Raw genomic sequence first — 19,094 nt, forward strand, 5'->3', positions numbered from 1 at the left:
CCCGCGAAGAACGATAACGCGCAATACCTGAAAAACCGCGGTGCATTCTTCGCGGGCAAGTCGGATCGCCGCACCGCTCGCTCCTACAGGACTTTGGGGGTTGCTCCTGGCCGGCTGCGAAGTAGCCGTAAAACGTTACTGCTGATTTTCCTGTTCGGTAAACAAGTCACTGAACAGCATGCTCGACAGGTAGCGCTCGCCAGAGTCGGGCAGGATCACCACGATGGTCTTGCCCTGCATTTCCGGGGTTTCGGCCAGTCGCACAGCCACCGCCATGGCGGCGCCGCACGAGATACCGCTCAAAATTCCTTCTTCCTGCATCAGGCGCAGGGCCATCGCCTTGGACTCATCATCGCTGACCAGTTCGACTCGGTCGACCATCGACAGATCCAGGTTCTTCGGCACAAAACCAGCGCCGATGCCCTGGATTTTGTGGGGGCTCGGTTTGATCTCTTCCCCGGCCATCGCCTGGGTAATCACCGGAGACACCACCGGTTCCACCGCCACCGAGATTATCGGTTTGCCCTGGGTATTCTTGATATACCGCGAAACCCCGGTAAGGGTTCCACCCGTTCCGACGCCCGCGACCAGTACGTCGACTGCGCCGTCGGTATCGTTCCAGATTTCCGGCCCGGTGGTTTTTTCGTGGATGGCCGGGTTGGCCGGGTTTTCGAACTGCGCCGGCATGAAGTAGGTGGACGGGTCACTGGCGAGGATTTCGGTGGCTTTCTCGATCGCGCCTTTCATGCCTTTGGCCGGCTCCGTCAACACCAGTTCGGCGCCAAGGGCCTTGAGCACCTTGCGTCGTTCGATACTCATGGACGCCGGCATGGTCAGCACCAGCCGGTAACCGCGGGCGGCGGCAACAAATGCCAGGCCGATGCCGGTATTGCCAGAGGTCGGTTCGATGATGGTCATGCCAGGCTTGAGTTTGCCACTGCTTTCGGCCTCCCAGATCATGTTCGCGCCGATCCGGCACTTGACCGAGTAACCGGGGTTACGCCCTTCGATCTTGGCCAGAATGGTCACACCGCGCGGAGCGATACGATTGATCTGCACCAGCGGCGTATTGCCGATGGAATGGGCGTTGTCAGCAAAAATACGGCTCATGGCTGGGTCCTTGTACAGCATTGAATAAGCACTCCAAGGTATGCCTGTTACCCGTGGTCGTCCAGTCAGTCGAACGTCCGCTTACCCCAGCAGTCAATCGCTTTATACCGCCAGAGATTTGCCGCCATGAAGCGTCGATACAGTTGGCCCTTATGGACCCTCGCCGGCCTCGTTCTGCTGCTGGTTGCCCTGCACATTGCCCTGCCCTATATGGTGCGCGATTACCTCAACGAGAGATTGGCGAACATGGGTGACTACCGCGGGCAGATTACCGACGTGGACCTGGCCCTGTGGCGCGGCGCCTACAAAATCAACGGACTGAAAATCGTCAAGGTCGATGGCAAGGTCCCGGTGCCTTTCGTCAACGCGCCATTGATAGACCTGTCCGTCAGCTGGCATTCGCTCTGGTACGACCATGCCGTGGTGGCCGAGGCGCAGTTCGACAAACCCGAAGTGAACTTCGTCGATGGTGGTAACAGGAAAAACTCCCAGACCGGTCGGGGCACCGACTGGCGAGCACAACTGGAAAAACTGCTGCCGATTACCCTGAACGAAGTGCGAATCAACGACGGGCGGGTCACCTTTCGAAACTTCAATTCAAAACCGCCCGTGAACATGAATACCACCCAAGTCAATGCCAGCATTTACAACCTGACCAACGTGGTCGACACAGAAGGCAAACGCGACGCCCGCTTCGACGGCAAGGCGCTGTTGCTGGGGCATGCCCCGCTGGAAACCATGGCGACCTTCGATCCGTTGAGCGACTTCCAGGACTTCGAATTTCGCCTGCGCGCCAAGAACCTTCAACTCAAACGCATGAACGACTTCGCTGCGGCTTATGGCAAGTTTGATTTCAACGCCGGCCATGGTGATCTGGTCATCGAAGCCGAAGCCAACAAAGGGCAACTCACTGGCTATATCAAGCCGCTATTGCGCGATGTCGATGTGTTCAATTGGCAACAGGACGTGGAGAACAAAGACAAAGGGATTTTTCGCTCCATCTGGGAAGCACTCGTCGGGGGCACCGAGAATGTGTTGAAGAATCAACCAAAAAACCAGTTCGCCACTCGCGTCCAGCTCAGAGGTAGCGTGCATCAGAAAGATATCAGCGGGTTTGAAGCTTTTTTGCAGATTTTACGCAACGGTTTCATCCAGGCGTTCAATGCCCAGTACGAACGACCCAAACCGGATACCGATTAAGGCTTGCGCGTGACGGTGTAACGACCCGTTTCTTCCGCCGCCCGCGCCGGCTTGGATTGCTGCTGCAAAAAGTCCCAGCCCAGGCACGCCAGCGCCAACGACCGCGGCACAGCTTCACGACCACTGCTATAGCGACTGATACTGCGGGCACTGACGCCCAGCGCCTCGGCCGCCTGATTCAGCGGTAACCCGGTACGGGCACGCCAATCGATGAAAATACGGGTGTTTTCATCTGCCGCATTTTGCGCAAGGGCATCCAGGTACAACGTGTCTGCGCCAATCTGGATATCCAGCTCGGGCCACTCCACGCTCCAGCCATCGTCCCCCAAGGCTGCGCCTTCAAAAGCACGGCCCTCCAGCAATGATTGCAGCCCAGGGTATGAACGCAGATCGCGACTTAAATCGAGGCTCAGTTGCTGCCCGTCGATAAAAGTCAGCGCCAGCCTGTAATCCGGCAGTACCTGCACAGCCGATAGCCGTGGTCGTTTCATGGGTAACATCGTTTCCAATCCTCCAGCAATTGCACCTGATGGGCCCTGACCCACTCAAGCGCTTCCTTGATAATCAGCGGCGGTGCCTTGCCCATCATCACCTCGACGGTTTCCAGGCTGAGCATCACGTCCAGCCCTCCACCGACCAGGTGCACATGAGGCGGCGGATGATCCTTCTCGCGCAATTGAATGCGGTACGTATCGCGAAATCGATATTTAGTAGACATGCCCCGCAAGCTATCGCCAAAATGGCGATAGCTCAATACTGGCCAGCAGCCGAGACTGAGTCAAGATGTGACGCCCCATTCAGAGACTGAATAAGCCGTCTGCGTTCACAGTCGACCGGGCAGCGCGTTATAGTCGGGTACTACAATTATTACGCCCCCGCCCTGCCTCGTTCAGGTCGGCGTTACCGTTCGAGGATTAGCAGATGAAGTTCGAAGGCACCCAGGCCTACGTCGCCACCGATGACCTGAAGCTGGCGGTCAACGCCGCCATCACCCTGGAACGGCCACTGCTGGTCAAGGGTGAGCCTGGCACCGGCAAGACCATGCTCGCCGAGCAACTGGCCGAGTCCTTCGGCGCCAAGTTGATCACCTGGCATATCAAGTCCACCACCAAGGCGCATCAGGGTCTGTACGAGTACGACGCGGTCAGCCGCCTGCGCGACTCGCAGCTGGGTACGGAGAAGGTCCACGACGTTCGCAACTACCTGAAAAAGGGCAAGCTCTGGGAAGCTTTCGAGTCCGAAGAGCGGGTGATTCTGCTGATCGACGAAATCGACAAGGCCGACATCGAGTTCCCTAACGACCTGCTGCAAGAACTCGACAAGATGGAGTTCTACGTTTACGAGATCGACGAGACCATCAAGGCCAAGAAACGCCCGATCATCATCATTACCTCCAACAACGAGAAAGAACTGCCGGACGCCTTCCTGCGCCGCTGCTTCTTCCACTACATCGCCTTCCCGGATCGCGTCACGATGCAACGGATCGTCGACGTGCATTACCCGAACATCAAGAAAGACCTGGTCAGCGAAGCACTGGACGTGTTCTTCGACGTGCGCAAAGTGCCGGGTCTGAAGAAGAAGCCATCGACCTCTGAACTGGTGGACTGGCTGAAGTTGCTGATGGCCGACAACATCGGCGAAGCGGTGCTGCGCGAGCGCGATCCGACCAAGGCCATTCCGCCACTGGCCGGCGCGTTGGTGAAGAATGAACAAGACGTGCAATTGCTCGAGCGCCTGGCGTTCATGAGCCGTCGCGGCACGCGCTGATTCCTCTGTTTAACAAGATAGAGGGCGATAACCATGCTGCTCAACCTGTTCAATGAAATGCGTGCAGCCAAGGTGCCGGTTTCGGTACGTGAGCTGCTGGACCTGATCAACGCGCTGAAACAGCGCGTGACCTTCGCCGACATGGACGAGTTCTATTACTTGTCGCGGGCGATTCTGGTGAAGGACGAAAAGCATTTCGACAAGTTCGACCGGGCCTTCGGTGCCTACTTCAATGGCCTGGAAAAGCTCGACGATCACCTTCAAGCGTTGATCCCGGAAGATTGGCTGCGCAAGGAATTCGAGCGTTCCCTGACCGATGAAGAGCGGGCGGCGATCCAGTCCCTCGGTGGCCTGGACAAGCTGATCGAAGAGTTCAAGAAGCGCCTGGAAGAACAGAAGGAACGCCACGCCGGCGGCAACAAGTGGATCGGCACCGGCGGCACCAGCCCGTTCGGCTCCGGTGGCTTCAACCCGGAAGGCATTCGGGTCGGCGATGCCGGCAAGCGTCAAGGCAAAGCGGTCAAAGTCTGGGATCAGCGCGAGTACAAGAACCTCGACGACTCGGTCGAACTGGGCACGCGCAACATCAAGGTCGCCCTGCGTCGCCTGCGCAAATTCGCGCGTCAAGGCGCGGCGGAAGAACTGGACATCGACGGCACCATCGATCACACCGCCAAAGATGCCGGGTTGCTGAACATCCAGATGCGTCCGGAGCGGCGCAACACCGTCAAGTTGCTGCTGCTGTTCGACATCGGCGGCTCGATGGACGCCCACGTGAAGATCTGCGAAGAGCTGTTCTCGGCCTGCAAGACCGAGTTCAAGCACCTGGAGTACTTCTACTTCCACAACTTCATTTATGAATCGGTGTGGAAGAACAACATGCGCCGTACCTCCGAGCGCACCGCCACCCAGGACCTGCTGCACAAGTACGGCGCCGACTACAAAGTGATATTCATCGGCGACGCCGCCATGGCGCCCTATGAAATTACCCAGGCCGGCGGCAGCGTCGAGCACTGGAACGAAGAAGCCGGTTACGTGTGGATGCAACGCTTCAAGGAAAAATACAAGAAGCTCATCTGGATCAACCCGTACCCGAAGGACACTTGGGGCTATACCTCGTCGACCAACATTGTGCGGGATTTGATTGACGATCAGATGTATCCGCTGACGTTGCGGGGGTTGGAGGAAGGGATGCGGTTTTTGTCCAAGTAGGACGCCGATCGTTCCCTCACCTTGATCGTTCCCACGCTCCGCGTGGGAATGCCTCAACGGACGCTCCGCGTTCGGCCTATTGGGACGCAGAGCGTCCCGGGCTGCATTCCCACGCAGAGCGTGGGAACGATCAGTGTGAGGCAAACCGGCGCAGGTATTCGACCTGCTCCCGATGAGCGACATCCTGCACCACCGGCTTCAACCGCACCTTCGCCCCCGGCAAACACTGCGCCAATCGCGCCAATGCCAACGGCGTCAACGCCCCCAAGCGCGGATAACCGCCAATGGTCTGCCGATCATTGAGCAGCACAATCGGCTGCCCATCCGGTGGCACCTGAACCGCGCCCAGCGGGATTCCCTCGGAAATCATCGGCTTGCCCTGATACTGCAACGCCGTTCCCAATAGACGAATACCCATGCGATCCGCGCGGCTGTCGAGGGTCCAGACGCTGTTGAACGCGTCGTACAGGCTTTGCCCGCTGAACTCGCCAATCTGCGCACCGAGCACCAGCTCCAGCGGCGCATTGAGTTTGAAATCCGGCACTTGTTCGGGCGCCAATGCCCGCAGCAGTAACAGCGAGCTCCCCGAATAGCTCAACTGCGCATCTTTGGCCAACGCCCGCCCCATACCATCCAGCCCACCGAGTTCCTCACGGACCACCGTTGCGCTACTGCCCAACACCTTCGGCGCATCAAATCCGCCGGGGGCCGCCAAATAAGCCCGAGCGCCAAGCAACGGCTGAGTGAATTGCAATTGCTGACCTTTGTTCAGCCTGAAACTGCGCCACGGTGCCAATACCTCGCCATCCACCTGCGCCCCTAGATCCGCCCCGGCCAACGCCAGCACGCAATCTTCCTGGGCAACGACCGTAAACCCGCCGAGGGTGATTTCGATCACCGATGCATCCAGCCCATTGCCCAGCAGCCAATTGGCCCACGACATCGATCGCCAATCCGCCGCCCCGCCCTGGGTCACGCCCAGATGCCGCACGCCAAACCGCCCAGCGTCCTGTAACAGGCACAGCGGCGTACTTGCTTCAATCGTCAGTCGGCTCATGCCAGGGCCTCCAACGGCGTGTCATCACCGCCCAGGTTGATGAACTCGGCATGGCTGACCGCTTCGAAGCGCACGGTGTCGCCCGGTTGCATCAGGCTATAGCCGTCGCGCTCGCGGTCGAACAATTTGACCGGGGTGCGGCCGATCAGATTCCAGCCGCCGGGGGAAACTAGCGGATAAGCCGCGGTCTGGCGTTCGGCGATGCCGACACTGCCGGCGGCGACTTTTTTGCGTGGGGTACGCAGACGCGGTGCAGCCAATACTTCCTCCACCAATCCCATGAAAGCGAACCCCGGTGCGAAGCCCAATGCGAACACCTGATACTCATGTTCGCTGTGACAACGGATCACCTCTTCCACCGTTAATCCGCTGCGCTGAGACAACACATTCAGTTCCGGGCCGACACTCAGGTAATACCAGACGGGCAACACATGACATTTACCGCTAGCGCGAGCGTTGGGCGACAGATCGATCAAGGCTTCAGCGATCAACTCCCGCGCCTGGCCCGGATTCAGCGCCGTCAGATCGTAATGCACCATCAGCGTCGTATAGGACGGCACCAGGTCGATCAGATGTTTACCAAACGCTTCCCGCAGACGTTCGCTGGCCGCGAGTATCCACGGCATGTTGACCTCGCTGATCTCATCGAACAAACGCAGCATCAAACAATCCAGCGCTACCACTTCTACCCGAGGTTTCATGTCGCGCTCTGCTGATCAAGTGCTTCACGAATACGTCGCACGGCAGCCACCGAACTGGCGTTGTCACCGTGGACGCAGAGCGTGTTGGCCTGCAAATGCAAGGCACTGCCGTCGCTGGCGATGAGATTGTCACCGTGAGCAATGATCAGCGCCTGTTCGATGATTTTTTCGGGATCGTGATGCACGGCTCCCGGCAGTTGCCGCGACACCAGCATGCCTGCGTTGTCGTAGGCGCGATCGGCGAAGGCTTCGAACCACAACGTCACGCCATATTCATCACCGAGTCGCTGCGCGGCATTGTTGTCGCGGGTCGCCATCAGCATCAGCGGCAAGCTCCGGTCGTAGGCCGCCACGGCCTGAATCACCGCGCGCAATTGCGCCGGATTGGCCATCATGTCGTTGTACATCGCGCCGTGGGGTTTGACGTAACTCACCCGCCCGCCCTGCGCCCGACAGATGCCGTCGAGGGCGCCGATCTGGTAATGCAACAGGTCCTGCAGTTCCTGGGCGGTGTAAGCCATGGATCGGCGACCGAACCCCACCAGATCCTGATAGGCCGGGTGTGCGCCAATCTGCACGCCGTGGCTCAGGGCCAGGCTGACGGTCTTGCGCATGATGCTCGGGTCGCCAGCGTGGAAGCCGCAGGCGATGTTGGCGCAATCAATGAAGGGCATGACCTCGGCGTCCAGACCCATGGTCCAGTTACCGAAACTCTCCCCGATGTCGCAGTTCAATAGCAGGCGGCTCACGGTGAACACTCCTGTAGGCTTTTTAAATCGCGTTCATTCTTCAGAATAGTCGGCAGCCAGTCCAAAGGCCCGGGGTGAGCCGTGGCTTTGGGGGGATATCGAGGGTATCGGGCGCACTCATGGCAAATCTCCGTGCATATTTTATCGGTATTGTTCCAAGCCCCGACGGCGCCTATCGTGTGAACCGGATGTGTCGATTTTTGGACGTCTTGCCCTGCTGCGTCCAACTAATAAAAACCCGCCCTAGGCATAAGAAAACCTTATCCCCCGAGCTGAGTCCCACGAGCTGATTCCATGAACCTGAAGTTTCTCGAGACCTTTGTCTGGGTCGCCCGACTCAAGAGTTTTCGCCTGACGGCAGACAAACTCTTCACCACCCAGGCGTCGATTTCCAGCCGCATTGCCGTGCTCGAAGATGAGCTCGGGGTGAAGCTGTTTCTGCGCGACTCTCGCGGCGTGAGCCTGACGCCCGAAGGCCTGAAAGTGCTCGAATATGCCGAACAGATGATGGACACGATGCAGGCGCTCAAGCAATCGATCGAGACACGCTCCAGCAAGGCTGGGCGGGTCCGGATCGGCGTCATGGACACCGTGATCCATACCTGGCTCAGCCCCTTGGTGGCGCAGATGACGGATCACTACCCGCTGGTGGAAATCGAATTGGTGGCCGATACCGCGCTCAACCTCTGCGATCAGCTGCAAAAAGGCTTTCTCGACGTCATCCTGCAAACCGACTTGCTACGTCAGGAAAGCGTACGCAGCCTGGCACTGGCCAGTCATCCAATGGGCTGGATCGTGGCCAGTAATTCCATCTATAACCGTGAGTATTCAGGTGTCGCCGACCTGGCGCGGGAGCGGATCATCACCTATTCGAAAAACTCCCATCCGCATCAGGAGGTTCTAGCCCTGATGCAAGCCAATGGCGTCATGGCGCCGCGGCTCAACTGCGTGAACTCGGTGTCGGCGATTACCCGATTGCTGCGCGACGGCTTTGGTATCGGCGCGTTGCCGCCGGTGCTGGTGGCCGAAGAATTGGCGCGGGGGGAATTGACGCTGCTGGCCATCGATCAGCGGCCGCCGAATTTGCAGGTGGTGGTGTCGTGGCGGGTTGGCGTGGAATGGGTCGAAGAAATCGTGGCGTTGTGTCAGCAAGTCGTGGAGCGCTATGCGCAGAAAGTGGGCGAGCACTACATCGTCTTGAGCCAACCACAGGCCGGAATCTGAAGGACATTTCCCAAACTGTAAATATGAACCACTATCATTTGCATTATTTTTTCAAGGAGGTATTCTCTGCGCGCTTTCAGCTAATCAATTGTCCAGAAGGAGTCGGACCGGATGCGCGGCCACACGCAAAAACAGCAACAATTGCTCGCTCACTGGAGCGAAGCCCTTGGTACTCAGGCGTTCCAGTCCCACCGCATCACGCTCGACCATTTGAGCAACGCGCTGGAGCCCGCCGCCCAGCGCTGTTTCCAACGCCTGATCCAGGCGCTGTTTCGTGAAGATCTGATCAACCCCGACGCCTGCGAATACGACGACACCAGCCACTGCTGGCTGCCACTTGGCGATGGCGCGCATCTTTGCTTCGAGCACTTGTCCGGTGGCAGGATGAACAGCTGGGACGTACGCGGCAGCATCGTTCTGCACACCCCCGACAGACTGCCCCAAAAAATCCAGTTGCCTAGCGAACTGCTCGCTCACCTCAGCACTCAGCTCAACCCGCCAGCCTCCCCACAAGTACTGGAACGTCTCGCCCGGGAGCTGGATGACAGCTTCAGCAACGACACCCTGTGCCTGGCATTTCACCATGGATGGACCGAGCGCCTGAGAGAGCAGATCGACACCGGGTACGACGACAATCTGCTCGCTTGGCTCAAAGCCGGCCCCAATCACCAAAACCCGACGTCATTGCTCGAACAATGGGGCACGCTTGGCCATCCGTGGCACCCGAACTACAAGACCAAACTGGGCTTGAGCGCCGCTCAGGTCATCGCGTTCTCGCCAGAATTCGAAGCGAGTTTTCCGATTGTCCTGTGCGCCCTGCACCGCCAGTACGCACACGTCGAAGCGCTGGCTGGCACTACCGATTACTGGGACTGGTGGCAAGGTCACTTCCCACAGGCCGCCGAGCAATTGCAACGCCACTTGCAGCAGCTGGGTCTGGAAGCAAAGGACTACCTCCCGCTCCCGTCGCACCCATGGCAAGCCCATGAAGAGCTGCCACATTCGTTTGCCAACGAGATCGCCGACAACCTGCTGATCGTCACTGACATCGTGGCTTTTACCGGCCACCCGACCATGTCCTTCCGCACGGTCCTGCCGGAGGCCAGTCGCGTGGCGCCGATGGTCAAACTGCCGGTGGCTCTGCGACTGACCAGCGTGCAGCGCACTGTGTCGCCGCGCTCCGCCCGGATGGGGCCGCGCATCAGCCAACTGATACTGAATATTCTCGATCAGGAGCCGCAGATTCAGCGTCTGCTGAACATCGTTCCAGAACGCATCGGCGTGCACTACGCACCACTGCCGGCCGATGACGAGCGTTCCCGGCATGCTGCCGTGCTGTATCGCGACAACCCGCTTACCCTCCTGCAAGAGGGTGAGTTGGCGGTGCCGGTCGGCAGTCTGTTCGCCGTCAACGAATTCGAACAACCGTTGCTGCGTGATTGGGTAAAACTGGCTAAGGGCAATGACGACAGCGAGGCCATGCTGACGTTCTTCGAAGATTACCTGTCGATTGCCGTACCAAGTCTGCTGGGCATTTACCTGATGTATGGCGTGGCGTTCGAAGCGCATCAGCAAAACAGTTTCATGGTGATGGGCGCTGACGGGCAGTTGAATCGGCTGCTGTTGCGTGATTTCGGCGATGTTCGTATCGATCGCAAGACCCTGCACGCCAAGGGCCTGGATATCCAGTTGCACGATCCGAAAATGACCCTGTATGACGACTCCGGTTTTGTCCGCGACAAACTCCTGCACACCACTTTCATGTGCCACCTCGGTGAGCTGACGCTGCTCTGTGCCCGCCACTGGAATGTGCCCGAAAGTATCCTTTGGGAGCGATTGGCATCGCACGTTACACAGTGCTTCGAAACCTTGCGCGAGCGCGTTGAACCGGCACGTTGGGAAAGCGAGCACCAAGCCTTGCTGGAACAGGATTGGCCCGCCAAATCGTTCATGCGCATGCGCCTGCTCGACAGCCATGCCGACATCGTCGGACGCCTGAGTAACCCGCTGCGACCCAACACCCATGCGTTCTGACGGTCGCGCCTTGCGACTGCTGATCGTCATTCAGTTTGTCTCCATGGGCGCCATGGAAATGAGCGGCCCGTTCTGGCCCTTGCAGATCCAGCATCTGCTCGGGCCAGAGGGCGCCGGCTACACCGCGCTGTTATCGGCGATGGTCTATGCCGGTCCGATGCTGGCGGCCATGCTCCTGACTCCCCTGTGGGGCCGGTTGGGGGATCGCACCGGACACAAACCGATGATTGTTCGGGCGCTGCTGGCACTCGCGCTATGCCAAGGGTTGGCGGCCATCACCCTCGACCCGTGGCTGCTGGTGGGTATTCGCGTGATGCAAGGCGCATTGGCTGGTTTTCTCGCTGCCGCGCAAGCCTATGCGCTGGCCTGCTGCGACAGTTCCAGCCGTGGTCACACCCTGGCCCGCCTGCAATCGGCCACCGCCGTCGGCTCATTGATCGGCCCGGTGTTGGGTGGCTGGCTGATGGATGTCTCGGGGTTTGCCCTGCTCTGTTATGGCGCGACGGCGATTTGCCTGCTGTGCGCACTGGGGAGTTTTTTCCTGCCGGCCGACAAGGCTCGGACCTCGAAGAAAAAAGCGCTTGAACCGGTGGCCCTGCCCAAAGGCTGGCTCGGTGGAATCCTGTTGGTGATCGTGTTGATTCAAGCCGCGAAGATGATGCCGCAGTCGTTCTACGCGCTGTACGTCGCGAACATTCTGCACGCTCCAAGCTGGCTGATCGGCGCCACTTACGCGGCGAGCGCAGCGACCCTGGCCATCTCCGCACCGCTGTGGGGACGCCTGTTCGACCGCTGGCAGCCGGCCCATACCTTACGCGTCATCGAAGGCGTGTCCTGGCTGTGTGCGCTGACGCTGGCGGCCACGGCATTGGCCAACGAATGGCTGGGGTTTCTCGTCAGTCGACTCGTCTGGGGCATCTGGCAAGGCGCCCTCCTGCCCGTCGCCTATGCACTGATCGCCAACACCATTTCCGTAAACCAGCAGGGCTTTGCACTCGGCCTCGGCAACAGCGCGGCAAAGGCTGGCGCGCTGCTCGGTGTCGTCCTTGGCGGGATCGGCATGGGCCTGGTCGGCCTGGCTCACAGCTTCTGGCTGGTGGCGCTGACCTACGCCATCGCCGCCATCGGGATCCGCTGGGTGCGCTCTTTCAACGCCGCGCCTGACCGCTCGACCTTATCGCCCCACACTTATCACAACTAAAAAAGACCACGTCATGACCCGAACCAAGCTCTCCCTGTTGATCCCGCTGCTAGGTACCTTCAGCGCCCAGACCTGGGCAGAAGATACCGAGCAGCAGCCCGGCACCTTGAACATGCAAGCCACCGTCGTCTCCGCGACTCGTAGCGAAGCGAGCATCGCTTCGATTCCGGGCTCGGTCCAGGTGATCGACGAACAGCAGGTCCGTGAACAGAGCGGCGCGGGTCGCCGGGTCTCCGACATCCTCGGGCAATTGGTCCCCGGTCTTGCGCCGTCCAGCGGCGGGATGAGCAACTTCGGTCAAACCTTGCGCGGGCGCAACATGCTGGTGTTGATCGACGGCGTATCGCAGAACGCCACGCGCGACAACTTCCGCCAGCTCAACAGCATCGCCCCGGCCAGCATCGAACGCATCGAAGTGATCTCCGGCGCCAGCAGCATCTACGGTGCCGGTGCTTCGGGCGGCATCATCAACATCATCACCAAGCGCAATCAGGGCCAGGACATCGCCTACAGCAGCAAACTGGGCCTGACCAGCGGCAACAACCTCAACCGCAAAGGCTTCGCCTACGAAGCCTTTCAGAGTGCGACGGGGCGCAAGGATGCCCTGGACTGGTACGTCTCCGCCGACCTGACCCAGCGTAACGATCAGTTCGATGGCAACGGCGACCGCATCCCTCAGGACACCTCCCAGGGCAGCAACATGGACACCGAAACCTATGACCTGCAAGGTCGTTTCGGTTACGAACTGGATGCCGACAAAAAACTTAGCCTCTCGCTGCAGGAATACAAAGACCAGCAGGACACAGGCTACACAAAAGACCCGACAAACCGGCAGGAAGCCGTGGCCGTCAAAGGGCTGAAACTCGACGACCAACCCTATACCCATAACCAGGCGGTCAACCTCAACTACACCGACAAGGACTTCTACGGTCAGGGCCTGCAACTGGAAAGCTACTGGCGCCGCGCCGATGCACTGTTCTTTCCGGACCTGTCGCGAGGCAGGGCCGGGATCTCCGATAACAACAGTGTGCAAGATGTCTACGGCCTGCGCGCGGCCATCGACACGCCACTGCCGGCGATCGGGAGTGCCACGGGTAATCTGGTCTGGGGCGCCGACTATAATAATGAGCGCTCCCGCCAACGAGGTGATCAATACACGCTCAATGGCCTGACCTACACCAAGACCGGTACCACCTACGAGCTGGGCCCGGACATCGAAACCACCACCAAATCGCTGTTCGGGCAGATGTCCTGGGACATCGGTGACTGGACCTTGCGTGGCGGTGTGCGCCGTGAATGGATCGAAAGCGAGGTCTCCGACAGCATCGCTTATGGCCAGATCGTCCAGACCGGCGTACGCGCAACGCTGCCCGGTGACACCCTCAAGTACGATGCCACCCTGTACAACCTGGGGGCGGTCTACCACCTGAGTGAAAACCAGGACGTTTTCGCCAATTACAGCCAAGGGTTTTCGCTACCGGATATCCAGCGCTTCATGCGCGATGTCAGCAGCACCTTCGACATTCAGAGTCTCAACGCCCAGGCCATCAAGGTCGACAGTTACGAGCTGGGCTGGCGCGGCAACTGGGACCAGTGGCAGGCTGACGTCACCGTGTACGAAAACACCTCGGACGTGACCCAGTTCTACGATGCCAATGATCGCGTATTGCGCCTGATCAACCAGAAAGAGCGAGTTCGCGGCATCGAAAACAGCCTGACCTACCGCGCGACCGATCACTGGTCGGTGGGTGGCACGTATGCCTGGGCCAAAGGCGAGACCGAGCAGAACGGCAAATGGATCGATCTGCCGGCTACGCGCATCTCACCGGCCAAGACCACACTGTTCGTCGGCTACACCGAAGACGACTACACCCTGCGTCTGCAAGGCATGCATTTGTCCAGTTACGACGCCGCCGCCAAGGACAACAACGGACGCGAGATTGAAGGCTATACGCTGGTGGACCTGCTCGGCTCCGTGCAACTGCCGGTCGGTCGTCTTGAAGGCGGGGTATATAACCTGACTGATCGCACGTACCAGAACCTGTTCACCCAGGCCAACGCCAGAGCGCCGTACGCCAATGCCGAAGGCCGCACGCTGAGCATGAGCTACTCGGTGGATTGGTAAACAACAGGAGCGGGCTTGAGGCGGTGAGGCGGTGCGGCGATCCGACTTGCCCGCGAGAAGACGGCTGCCTGACCTACCGTTTTCGCGGGCAAGCCCCAATGCCAGTCGGTTAAGCGCAACCCTGTAGGAGCGAGCTTGCTCGCGAAGACGGCGGTACAGTCAACACTGATGTCGCCTGACATACCGCTTTCGCGAGCAAGCTCGCTCCTACAGGGGGTGCCGGTTCCAGGGTTACAGCCCCCGCAAATCCCGCTCTTCGATCGGCCGGCTCTGGCGCAAACGCTTGCCGCCCAGCACCACCCAGTCGATCAGACGGAACAGGCATTCAATGCCGAACGACAGCAGCAACGCGCCGCTCATGCCCCAGATCATCGCTTCCGGCGTCAGCAGGATCTGATAGCTGTAGCCGTGCCAGGTTTCCTTGCGAATATCCGGGTCGGCGGCCAGGGCCACTTGCAGGAAACGGATGTACCACGGGCCTTGCATGGCCTGGAATTGCTTGTCGAGGGCCAGTTGACGGGTGAGCAAGGTGCTCAGGCTGTCGGCATCGCTGCGAAAGATCGGGTCTTCGCTGGCACGGTAATGGGCCACGAGTGCCTGCATATCACCCTTGAAAAACTGATTGGCCGTGCCCTGAAAACCGCTCAAACCGGTCTGCGCCTCGATCAGATGCGCCTCGACCCGCTTGGCATAATCACTGATGAACCCAGGCACCTGGACACCGATCAACAGGCCCGCCGCGAACAACACCAGCCGAAGATAACTGAGCAACATGGGGAAGAGATCCTTATTCGGTCTTGCCCTGGCTGACGCATTCACCGCGTCGCCAGAGGCTCCATTGGCCCGGTTCGTAGCGGATCCAGGTTTCGTTTTCGGTCAAGGGTTCGGTGGCAATCACGGTGACCACGTCATTGGGCGTGGTTTCGGCCTGGAAGTCGACGATCACATCGACGTCCTTCAAACGCGCCGGGCCGAACGGTGCACGGCGGGTGATCTGCGCCAGTTTGCTCGAGCAGTAGCAGAACAGCCAGTCACCGTCGCTGAGCAAGCAGTTGAACACGCCTTTGCTGCGGTACTCGGCACAGGCGGCCACCAGATCCGGCAACAGCGCTTCGATGTCCACCGGCTCGGGGAACGCCGCACGTACCCGATTGAGCAAATCGCAAAACGCCGCTTCGCTGTCGGTATCGCCAACGGGGCGGTAAAAACTGGCGGTCGGATTGAAGTCGGCCAACTGGCCGTTGTGGGCGAAACACCAGTTGCGCCCCCACAATTCGCGCACGAACGGATGGGTGTTGGACAGACAGACCTTGCCGACATTGGCTTGGCGGATGTGGCCGATCACCACTTCGCTCTTGATCGGATAGCGCTGCACCAGGTTCGCCACCTCCGACTCGCTGCTCGCCGCCGGGTCCTGGAATAGCCGCAGTCCACGGCCTTCGTAAAAAGCGATGCCCCAACCATCACGGTGTGGCCCGGTACGGCCGCCGCGCTGCATCAGCCCGGTGAAGCTGAACACGATATCGGTCGGGACATTCGCGCTCATGCCCAATAACTCACACATGTTCGGACTCTCGATACAGTACAGGGGCACGGTTACAGACGCGGTTCGACCCGCAAACGCTGAGGGTTGCTCGGCACCGGTGGCCGGCCGTAACGATCATCGCCGGCACCGCCGAAAGGCTGATCGTCGTCAGGCTCGTCGGCCCGCGCGGCAGCCTTGGCGGCCGCGGCCTGTTCCTTGCGAGCGTTGGAAGCGCGCTCGATGGGGAAGCGAATCGCCACGAAAACCAGGTAAATACCGAAAACAATCATGCCGTACATGAACAGATCGGAAATCGCCCGCCAGGCGTTATTACCGACCTTGAACAGCAAGTCGAGGGCAGTAATGGCAATGGCCGGGGCAACCTTTTCCTTCACCGGGTCGATGATGGTCGGGCTGAACAGCAACACCGCCATCAGCAACCGCAACGGTTCACGCAGCCAACGCCACATCCAGCGGGTGATACGCATCCACACCAACAGGCAGCCTAAAGCGGCAAAGGCGTAGAGGCCCCAAGCGATCAGATAGTCGTTCTCGGTCATGGTGTCCATGGCAAGGCAGGCAAGTCGGGTAGAGACAAACCATTTCTGGTCTGCCTCCCCCTAAGAACCGTACGTGCGCCTTTCAACGCATACGGCTCAAGTCTTTAGAAAGCCCCTTGCGGAGCCGGCTTGTTTACTGTCAATCCACGGCTGTGAAGCTGTTGATGACAAACTGGGTGCAATAGTACCCGGTTATCCAAGGTGTCTCCACCGCCATGGGAGCGCTGGATTATGTGATGGTCGTGCCATCCACTGACCTTGGTGATTGGCTGTTTGCACAGCGGACACAGGCCTTGTTGGCCTTGGAAGAGCCTGACAATTTGCTTCCGGTACTTCAGCTTTTTCAGCATCCGTTCCATTCGTAGCTTCTCGCCCATTTCCTCCATGGAAGGGTCAAAGGGATTGTATTCCCCACTCACCTTCCGATGCCTCTCAATCGGAGTACTCGCTAACGAGTACATAGGAGCTAGTGTTTTCGTCCCGTCCGCCTTCAACACCGTGGTGGCGAATACCCAACTCCTGCCTTCGTGAGCCTGAAAATAACTCCTCCGGACCCACTCCAGCGACTTGTTAGGATGTCGCCGTTTCGCCCAACGCCAAAGAGCATGGAAAATCGAATTGTCCATCCGGCTGTACGCCTTCTTGGCAACCACTGGCTGGTGATAAAGCGCCCAGCCTCGCAGTATTGGGTTAAGCAATCGAATCAGATCCTCTTGCCTAGCCGTTTTGTTGGTGCTGATGACCTCTTTTACCTTGCGGTAGAACGCTTTCACGTTCTTTTTGCTTGGCTTGATCAGGAGCTTCCCTTTGTATTTGCGGAAATTCCATCCCAGAAAGTCGAAACCCTCATCTATGTGAACGACCCGGGTTTTCTCGAGTGACAGCTGCAGTCCCCGTACTGTCAGGAACTGCTCAACCCAAGGTTTGATCTCGTTTTCCAGTACCTCTTTCGAGCCTCCCGTAATCACAAAATCGTCCGCGTAGCGCACCACATTGATTTTCAGCTTCTTGGCCTTCGTCACGCCCAAATGTTGCTTGAGCTGTGTTTCCAGACCATCCAGCACCATGTTTGCCAAGGTGGGCGAAATAATCCCGCCCTGTGGCGTCCCGGCATCCGTTGCCTGTAGCTGGCCCTTATGAATCACGCCAGCCTTTAACCATTTCTGAAGAATCACCTTGTCCATAGGGACGTGGGTGATCAACCAGTCGTGGTTGATGTGATCAAAGCAACCTTTGATATCCGCCTCCAATACCCATTGGGCCGAAACCCTCTTGGATAAACAGACGAACAACTGACCCATCGCATCCGCCGTTGAACGCTCGATCCGAAAGCCGTAGCTATTTGGATCGCCGGTGGTTTCCGCAATGGGCGCCAGAGCCAGCAGATAAAGCGCCTGCATAGCCCTGTCAGTCATGGTCGGGATGCCCAGTGGACGCTCCGTCCCATTTGACTTCGGAATGAAGACACGCCGTAAAGGCCGTGGCTTGTATCCGTGGCGCTTCAACCCATTAGCCGCTTTCCATTTGGCATCGGGTGTATCCCAAAGCACGCGGTCGACTCCCGCCGTGCGCTTGCCTTGGTTTTCAGTGACTCGCCGTACAGCCAAGTATCTGGCCGAACGAGAGCGGGTCAGCATCCGTTGCAAGGCTTTCACCCTGCGCCATCGGCCTTCCCGACAAGCCTTCGCAATCCGTAGCTGCATTGCCCGAACGTTCCGCTGAACACGACACCAGTCGATGTCATGCCACTGTTGCGGAATGTCGGAGAGCGCAGACACGGCCTTTAGGCTGTGTTCTATCATGCTGCCATCCTCTCAAGTTTCCCCGAGCAGGAGACGTACGCATCCCCTCACGGGAATGGACGTTCCCGTGAGGGTTGGATTAATAGGAGACCACTACAGCTGGCCTCTAAGATCATTGAGACAGGTTCAGTCAGAGTTCATGCGACGAAAGACCACGCAGAAGTCTGCCCGGTTTCCCGTGGGGTAATGTCTCAACCCCTATCCGGACCATTACAGCCCGGCGTTCGCTTTTTCTGCGATCCCATACCCGCATAGCCAACAGCTCCCCTTGCGGTTCACCTGCCCGAAGGCAGCCATACGGGCTTACCACGTTCCCTGCCTGTCACACGGTTGGGTTAGGGCCTGCCTTTCCGCCGGTGGTTTTGATGACGACGTACCTCCAGCCTCTACAGAGGTATCCGACCACGTGCCTTTTGGCTCAAGCCTGACAGCAGTTTTGGCTTGTTTATAATTACGACGTTTATCAGCAGTTCACATATGTTGCCCATGCCAACCAGCCTGGCGCCTCAACCCGGTACTGCTCCGAGCATCTCTGTATTACCTCGCGGCAATTACAGACCCGTTTGGGGGCTACGTTGTTAGAAAAGCTTCACACCTCACCGTTACCGATGACGCATGTTTTCCTAGGCTATCGTTGGTCGCACAATGAGTCCGCTGCTAGCTTGAAGACAAGCTAGATGGACAATGACAGACAGAGCTTTCGCTCGCGTCTTCAGATCGAGGGGAGCAGGAACTGACTAGCAGCATGCCCAAAGAATTATTTCCTCCTGTTTCAGAAGCAGGAGAAAACCCCTGCGGGGATTCTCTCCCGCATGGGTAGGGTTCTA

Annotated in this window: 17 protein-coding genes; 7 read left to right on the forward strand and 10 right to left on the reverse strand. The window is 58.8% G+C overall.

The features are described from left to right. Positions 1-135: 135 nt before the first annotated feature. Positions 136-1,110: a cysteine synthase A gene (gene cysK / locus MEB48_RS10160; protein WP_237884144.1), complete on the reverse strand. Its 975-nt coding sequence runs from the start codon at positions 1,108-1,110 to the stop codon at positions 136-138. 126 nt (positions 1,111-1,236) lie between these two features. Between cysK and MEB48_RS10165 the strand changes: the two genes are divergently transcribed. After that, entirely contained in the window at positions 1,237-2,310 is a 1,074-nt protein-coding gene (locus MEB48_RS10165; RefSeq protein ID WP_237884145.1) for a DUF748 domain-containing protein, read from the forward strand. On the opposite strand, the gene MEB48_RS10170 is transcribed toward MEB48_RS10165, so the two are convergent. Together MEB48_RS10170 and MEB48_RS10175 are read right to left on the reverse strand one after the other, a co-directional pair. Further along, positions 2,307-2,810 carry a DUF2442 domain-containing protein gene (locus MEB48_RS10170; RefSeq protein WP_237884146.1) on the reverse strand — a complete coding sequence of 168 codons (504 nt, stop codon included), beginning with the start codon at positions 2,808-2,810 and terminating at the stop codon, positions 2,307-2,309. The genes MEB48_RS10165 and MEB48_RS10170 overlap by 4 nt on opposite strands. Continuing rightward, on the reverse strand, positions 2,798-3,028 hold the full coding sequence (locus MEB48_RS10175) for a DUF4160 domain-containing protein (RefSeq protein WP_237884147.1): 231 nt from the start codon (positions 3,026-3,028) through the stop codon (positions 2,798-2,800). Before MEB48_RS10175 ends, MEB48_RS10170 begins: the two co-directional genes overlap by 13 nt. A gap of 203 nt (positions 3,029-3,231) precedes the next feature. Here MEB48_RS10175 and MEB48_RS10180 point away from each other — a divergent pair, with 203 nt between their 5' ends. Continuing rightward, positions 3,232-4,077 carry an AAA family ATPase gene (locus tag MEB48_RS10180; RefSeq protein WP_007898718.1) on the forward strand — a complete coding sequence of 282 codons (846 nt, stop codon included), beginning with the start codon at positions 3,232-3,234 and terminating at the stop codon, positions 4,075-4,077. Positions 4,078-4,110: 33 nt separating this feature from the next. Continuing rightward, on the forward strand, positions 4,111-5,289 hold the full coding sequence (locus tag MEB48_RS10185) for a vWA domain-containing protein (protein ID WP_095051539.1): 1,179 nt from the start codon (positions 4,111-4,113) through the stop codon (positions 5,287-5,289). Between the two features lie 130 nt (positions 5,290-5,419). Here MEB48_RS10185 and MEB48_RS10190 read toward each other — a convergent pair whose 3' ends face one another. From MEB48_RS10190 to MEB48_RS10200, 3 genes are read right to left on the reverse strand one after another with little or no spacing between them, the layout of a single operon-like run. Continuing rightward, positions 5,420-6,346, reverse strand: coding sequence for a biotin-dependent carboxyltransferase family protein (locus MEB48_RS10190; RefSeq protein WP_237884148.1), 927 nt, complete (start codon positions 6,344-6,346; stop codon positions 5,420-5,422). Beyond that, complete coding sequence (pxpB, locus tag MEB48_RS10195) at positions 6,343-7,047, reverse strand: 5-oxoprolinase subunit PxpB (protein ID WP_237884149.1); 705 nt, start codon at positions 7,045-7,047, stop codon at positions 6,343-6,345. Before pxpB ends, MEB48_RS10190 begins: the two co-directional genes overlap by 4 nt. Then, positions 7,044-7,796 (reverse strand): 5-oxoprolinase subunit PxpA, encoded by a 753-nt coding sequence (locus tag MEB48_RS10200; RefSeq protein WP_237884150.1) that lies wholly within the window; start codon positions 7,794-7,796, stop codon positions 7,044-7,046. The genes pxpB and MEB48_RS10200 overlap by 4 nt, the downstream gene beginning before the upstream one ends. A 294-nt stretch (positions 7,797-8,090) precedes the next feature. Here MEB48_RS10200 and MEB48_RS10205 point away from each other — a divergent pair, with 294 nt between their 5' ends. The 4 genes from MEB48_RS10205 to MEB48_RS10220 all read left to right on the forward strand — a co-directional run bounded on the left by MEB48_RS10205 (position 8,091) and on the right by MEB48_RS10220 (position 14,380). Further along, the gene (locus MEB48_RS10205) at positions 8,091-9,020 is read left to right on the forward strand and encodes a LysR family transcriptional regulator (protein WP_237884151.1); all 930 of its coding nucleotides are present in this window, start codon (positions 8,091-8,093) and stop codon (positions 9,018-9,020) included. Between the two features lie 111 nt (positions 9,021-9,131). Beyond that, positions 9,132-11,054: an IucA/IucC family protein gene (locus MEB48_RS10210; protein WP_237884152.1), complete on the forward strand. Its 1,923-nt coding sequence runs from the start codon at positions 9,132-9,134 to the stop codon at positions 11,052-11,054. Continuing rightward, entirely contained in the window at positions 11,044-12,255 is a 1,212-nt protein-coding gene (locus MEB48_RS10215) for an MFS transporter (protein ID WP_237884153.1), read from the forward strand. Before MEB48_RS10210 ends, MEB48_RS10215 begins: the two co-directional genes overlap by 11 nt. Before the next feature lie 13 nt (positions 12,256-12,268). After that, positions 12,269-14,380, forward strand: coding sequence for a TonB-dependent receptor (locus tag MEB48_RS10220; protein WP_237884154.1), 2,112 nt, complete (start codon positions 12,269-12,271; stop codon positions 14,378-14,380). A 231-nt stretch (positions 14,381-14,611) separates the two neighbouring features. On the opposite strand, the gene MEB48_RS10225 is transcribed toward MEB48_RS10220, so the two are convergent. The 4 genes from MEB48_RS10225 to ltrA form a co-directional block, all read right to left on the reverse strand. Continuing rightward, a complete protein-coding gene (locus tag MEB48_RS10225; RefSeq protein WP_237884155.1) occupies positions 14,612-15,154 on the reverse strand; it encodes a DUF2937 family protein in 543 nt (180 codons plus the stop codon). A gap of 13 nt (positions 15,155-15,167) precedes the next feature. Beyond that, positions 15,168-15,944 carry a class II glutamine amidotransferase gene (locus MEB48_RS10230; RefSeq protein WP_237884156.1) on the reverse strand — a complete coding sequence of 259 codons (777 nt, stop codon included), beginning with the start codon at positions 15,942-15,944 and terminating at the stop codon, positions 15,168-15,170. 32 nt (positions 15,945-15,976) lie between these two features. Next, entirely contained in the window at positions 15,977-16,474 is a 498-nt protein-coding gene (locus tag MEB48_RS10235; protein ID WP_237884157.1) for an MFS transporter, read from the reverse strand. 95 nt (positions 16,475-16,569) lie between these two features. Continuing rightward, positions 16,570-18,267, reverse strand: coding sequence for a group II intron reverse transcriptase/maturase (gene ltrA, locus MEB48_RS10240; RefSeq protein WP_237884158.1), 1,698 nt, complete (start codon positions 18,265-18,267; stop codon positions 16,570-16,572). Positions 18,268-19,094: the final 827 nt, after the last annotated feature.

It is taken from the genome of Pseudomonas sp. PGPR40 (assembly GCF_022014505.1).
Taxonomy (GTDB): Bacteria; Pseudomonadota; Gammaproteobacteria; order Pseudomonadales; family Pseudomonadaceae; genus Aquipseudomonas.

What these genes read in the sequence shown, in the direction of transcription:
- cysK (WP_237884144.1), bottom strand. Translation starts at nt 1,110, where the DNA reads ATGAGCCGTATTTTTGCTGACAACGCCCATTCCATCGGCAATACGCCG.
- MEB48_RS10165 (WP_237884145.1), top strand. Translation starts at nt 1,237, where the DNA reads ATGAAGCGTCGATACAGTTGGCCCTTATGGACCCTCGCCGGCCTCGTT.
- MEB48_RS10170 (WP_237884146.1), bottom strand. Translation starts at nt 2,810, where the DNA reads ATGTTACCCATGAAACGACCACGGCTATCGGCTGTGCAGGTACTGCCG.
- MEB48_RS10175 (WP_237884147.1), bottom strand. Translation starts at nt 3,028, where the DNA reads ATGTCTACTAAATATCGATTTCGCGATACGTACCGCATTCAATTGCGC.
- MEB48_RS10180 (WP_007898718.1), top strand. Translation starts at nt 3,232, where the DNA reads ATGAAGTTCGAAGGCACCCAGGCCTACGTCGCCACCGATGACCTGAAG.
- MEB48_RS10185 (WP_095051539.1), top strand. Translation starts at nt 4,111, where the DNA reads ATGCTGCTCAACCTGTTCAATGAAATGCGTGCAGCCAAGGTGCCGGTT.
- MEB48_RS10190 (WP_237884148.1), bottom strand. Translation starts at nt 6,346, where the DNA reads ATGAGCCGACTGACGATTGAAGCAAGTACGCCGCTGTGCCTGTTACAG.
- pxpB (WP_237884149.1), bottom strand. Translation starts at nt 7,047, where the DNA reads ATGAAACCTCGGGTAGAAGTGGTAGCGCTGGATTGTTTGATGCTGCGT.
- MEB48_RS10205 (WP_237884151.1), top strand. Translation starts at nt 8,091, where the DNA reads ATGAACCTGAAGTTTCTCGAGACCTTTGTCTGGGTCGCCCGACTCAAG.
- MEB48_RS10210 (WP_237884152.1), top strand. Translation starts at nt 9,132, where the DNA reads ATGCGCGGCCACACGCAAAAACAGCAACAATTGCTCGCTCACTGGAGC.
- MEB48_RS10215 (WP_237884153.1), top strand. Translation starts at nt 11,044, where the DNA reads ATGCGTTCTGACGGTCGCGCCTTGCGACTGCTGATCGTCATTCAGTTT.
- MEB48_RS10220 (WP_237884154.1), top strand. Translation starts at nt 12,269, where the DNA reads ATGACCCGAACCAAGCTCTCCCTGTTGATCCCGCTGCTAGGTACCTTC.
- MEB48_RS10225 (WP_237884155.1), bottom strand. Translation starts at nt 15,154, where the DNA reads ATGTTGCTCAGTTATCTTCGGCTGGTGTTGTTCGCGGCGGGCCTGTTG.
- MEB48_RS10230 (WP_237884156.1), bottom strand. Translation starts at nt 15,944, where the DNA reads ATGTGTGAGTTATTGGGCATGAGCGCGAATGTCCCGACCGATATCGTG.
- MEB48_RS10235 (WP_237884157.1), bottom strand. Translation starts at nt 16,474, where the DNA reads ATGGACACCATGACCGAGAACGACTATCTGATCGCTTGGGGCCTCTAC.
- ltrA (WP_237884158.1), bottom strand. Translation starts at nt 18,267, where the DNA reads ATGATAGAACACAGCCTAAAGGCCGTGTCTGCGCTCTCCGACATTCCG.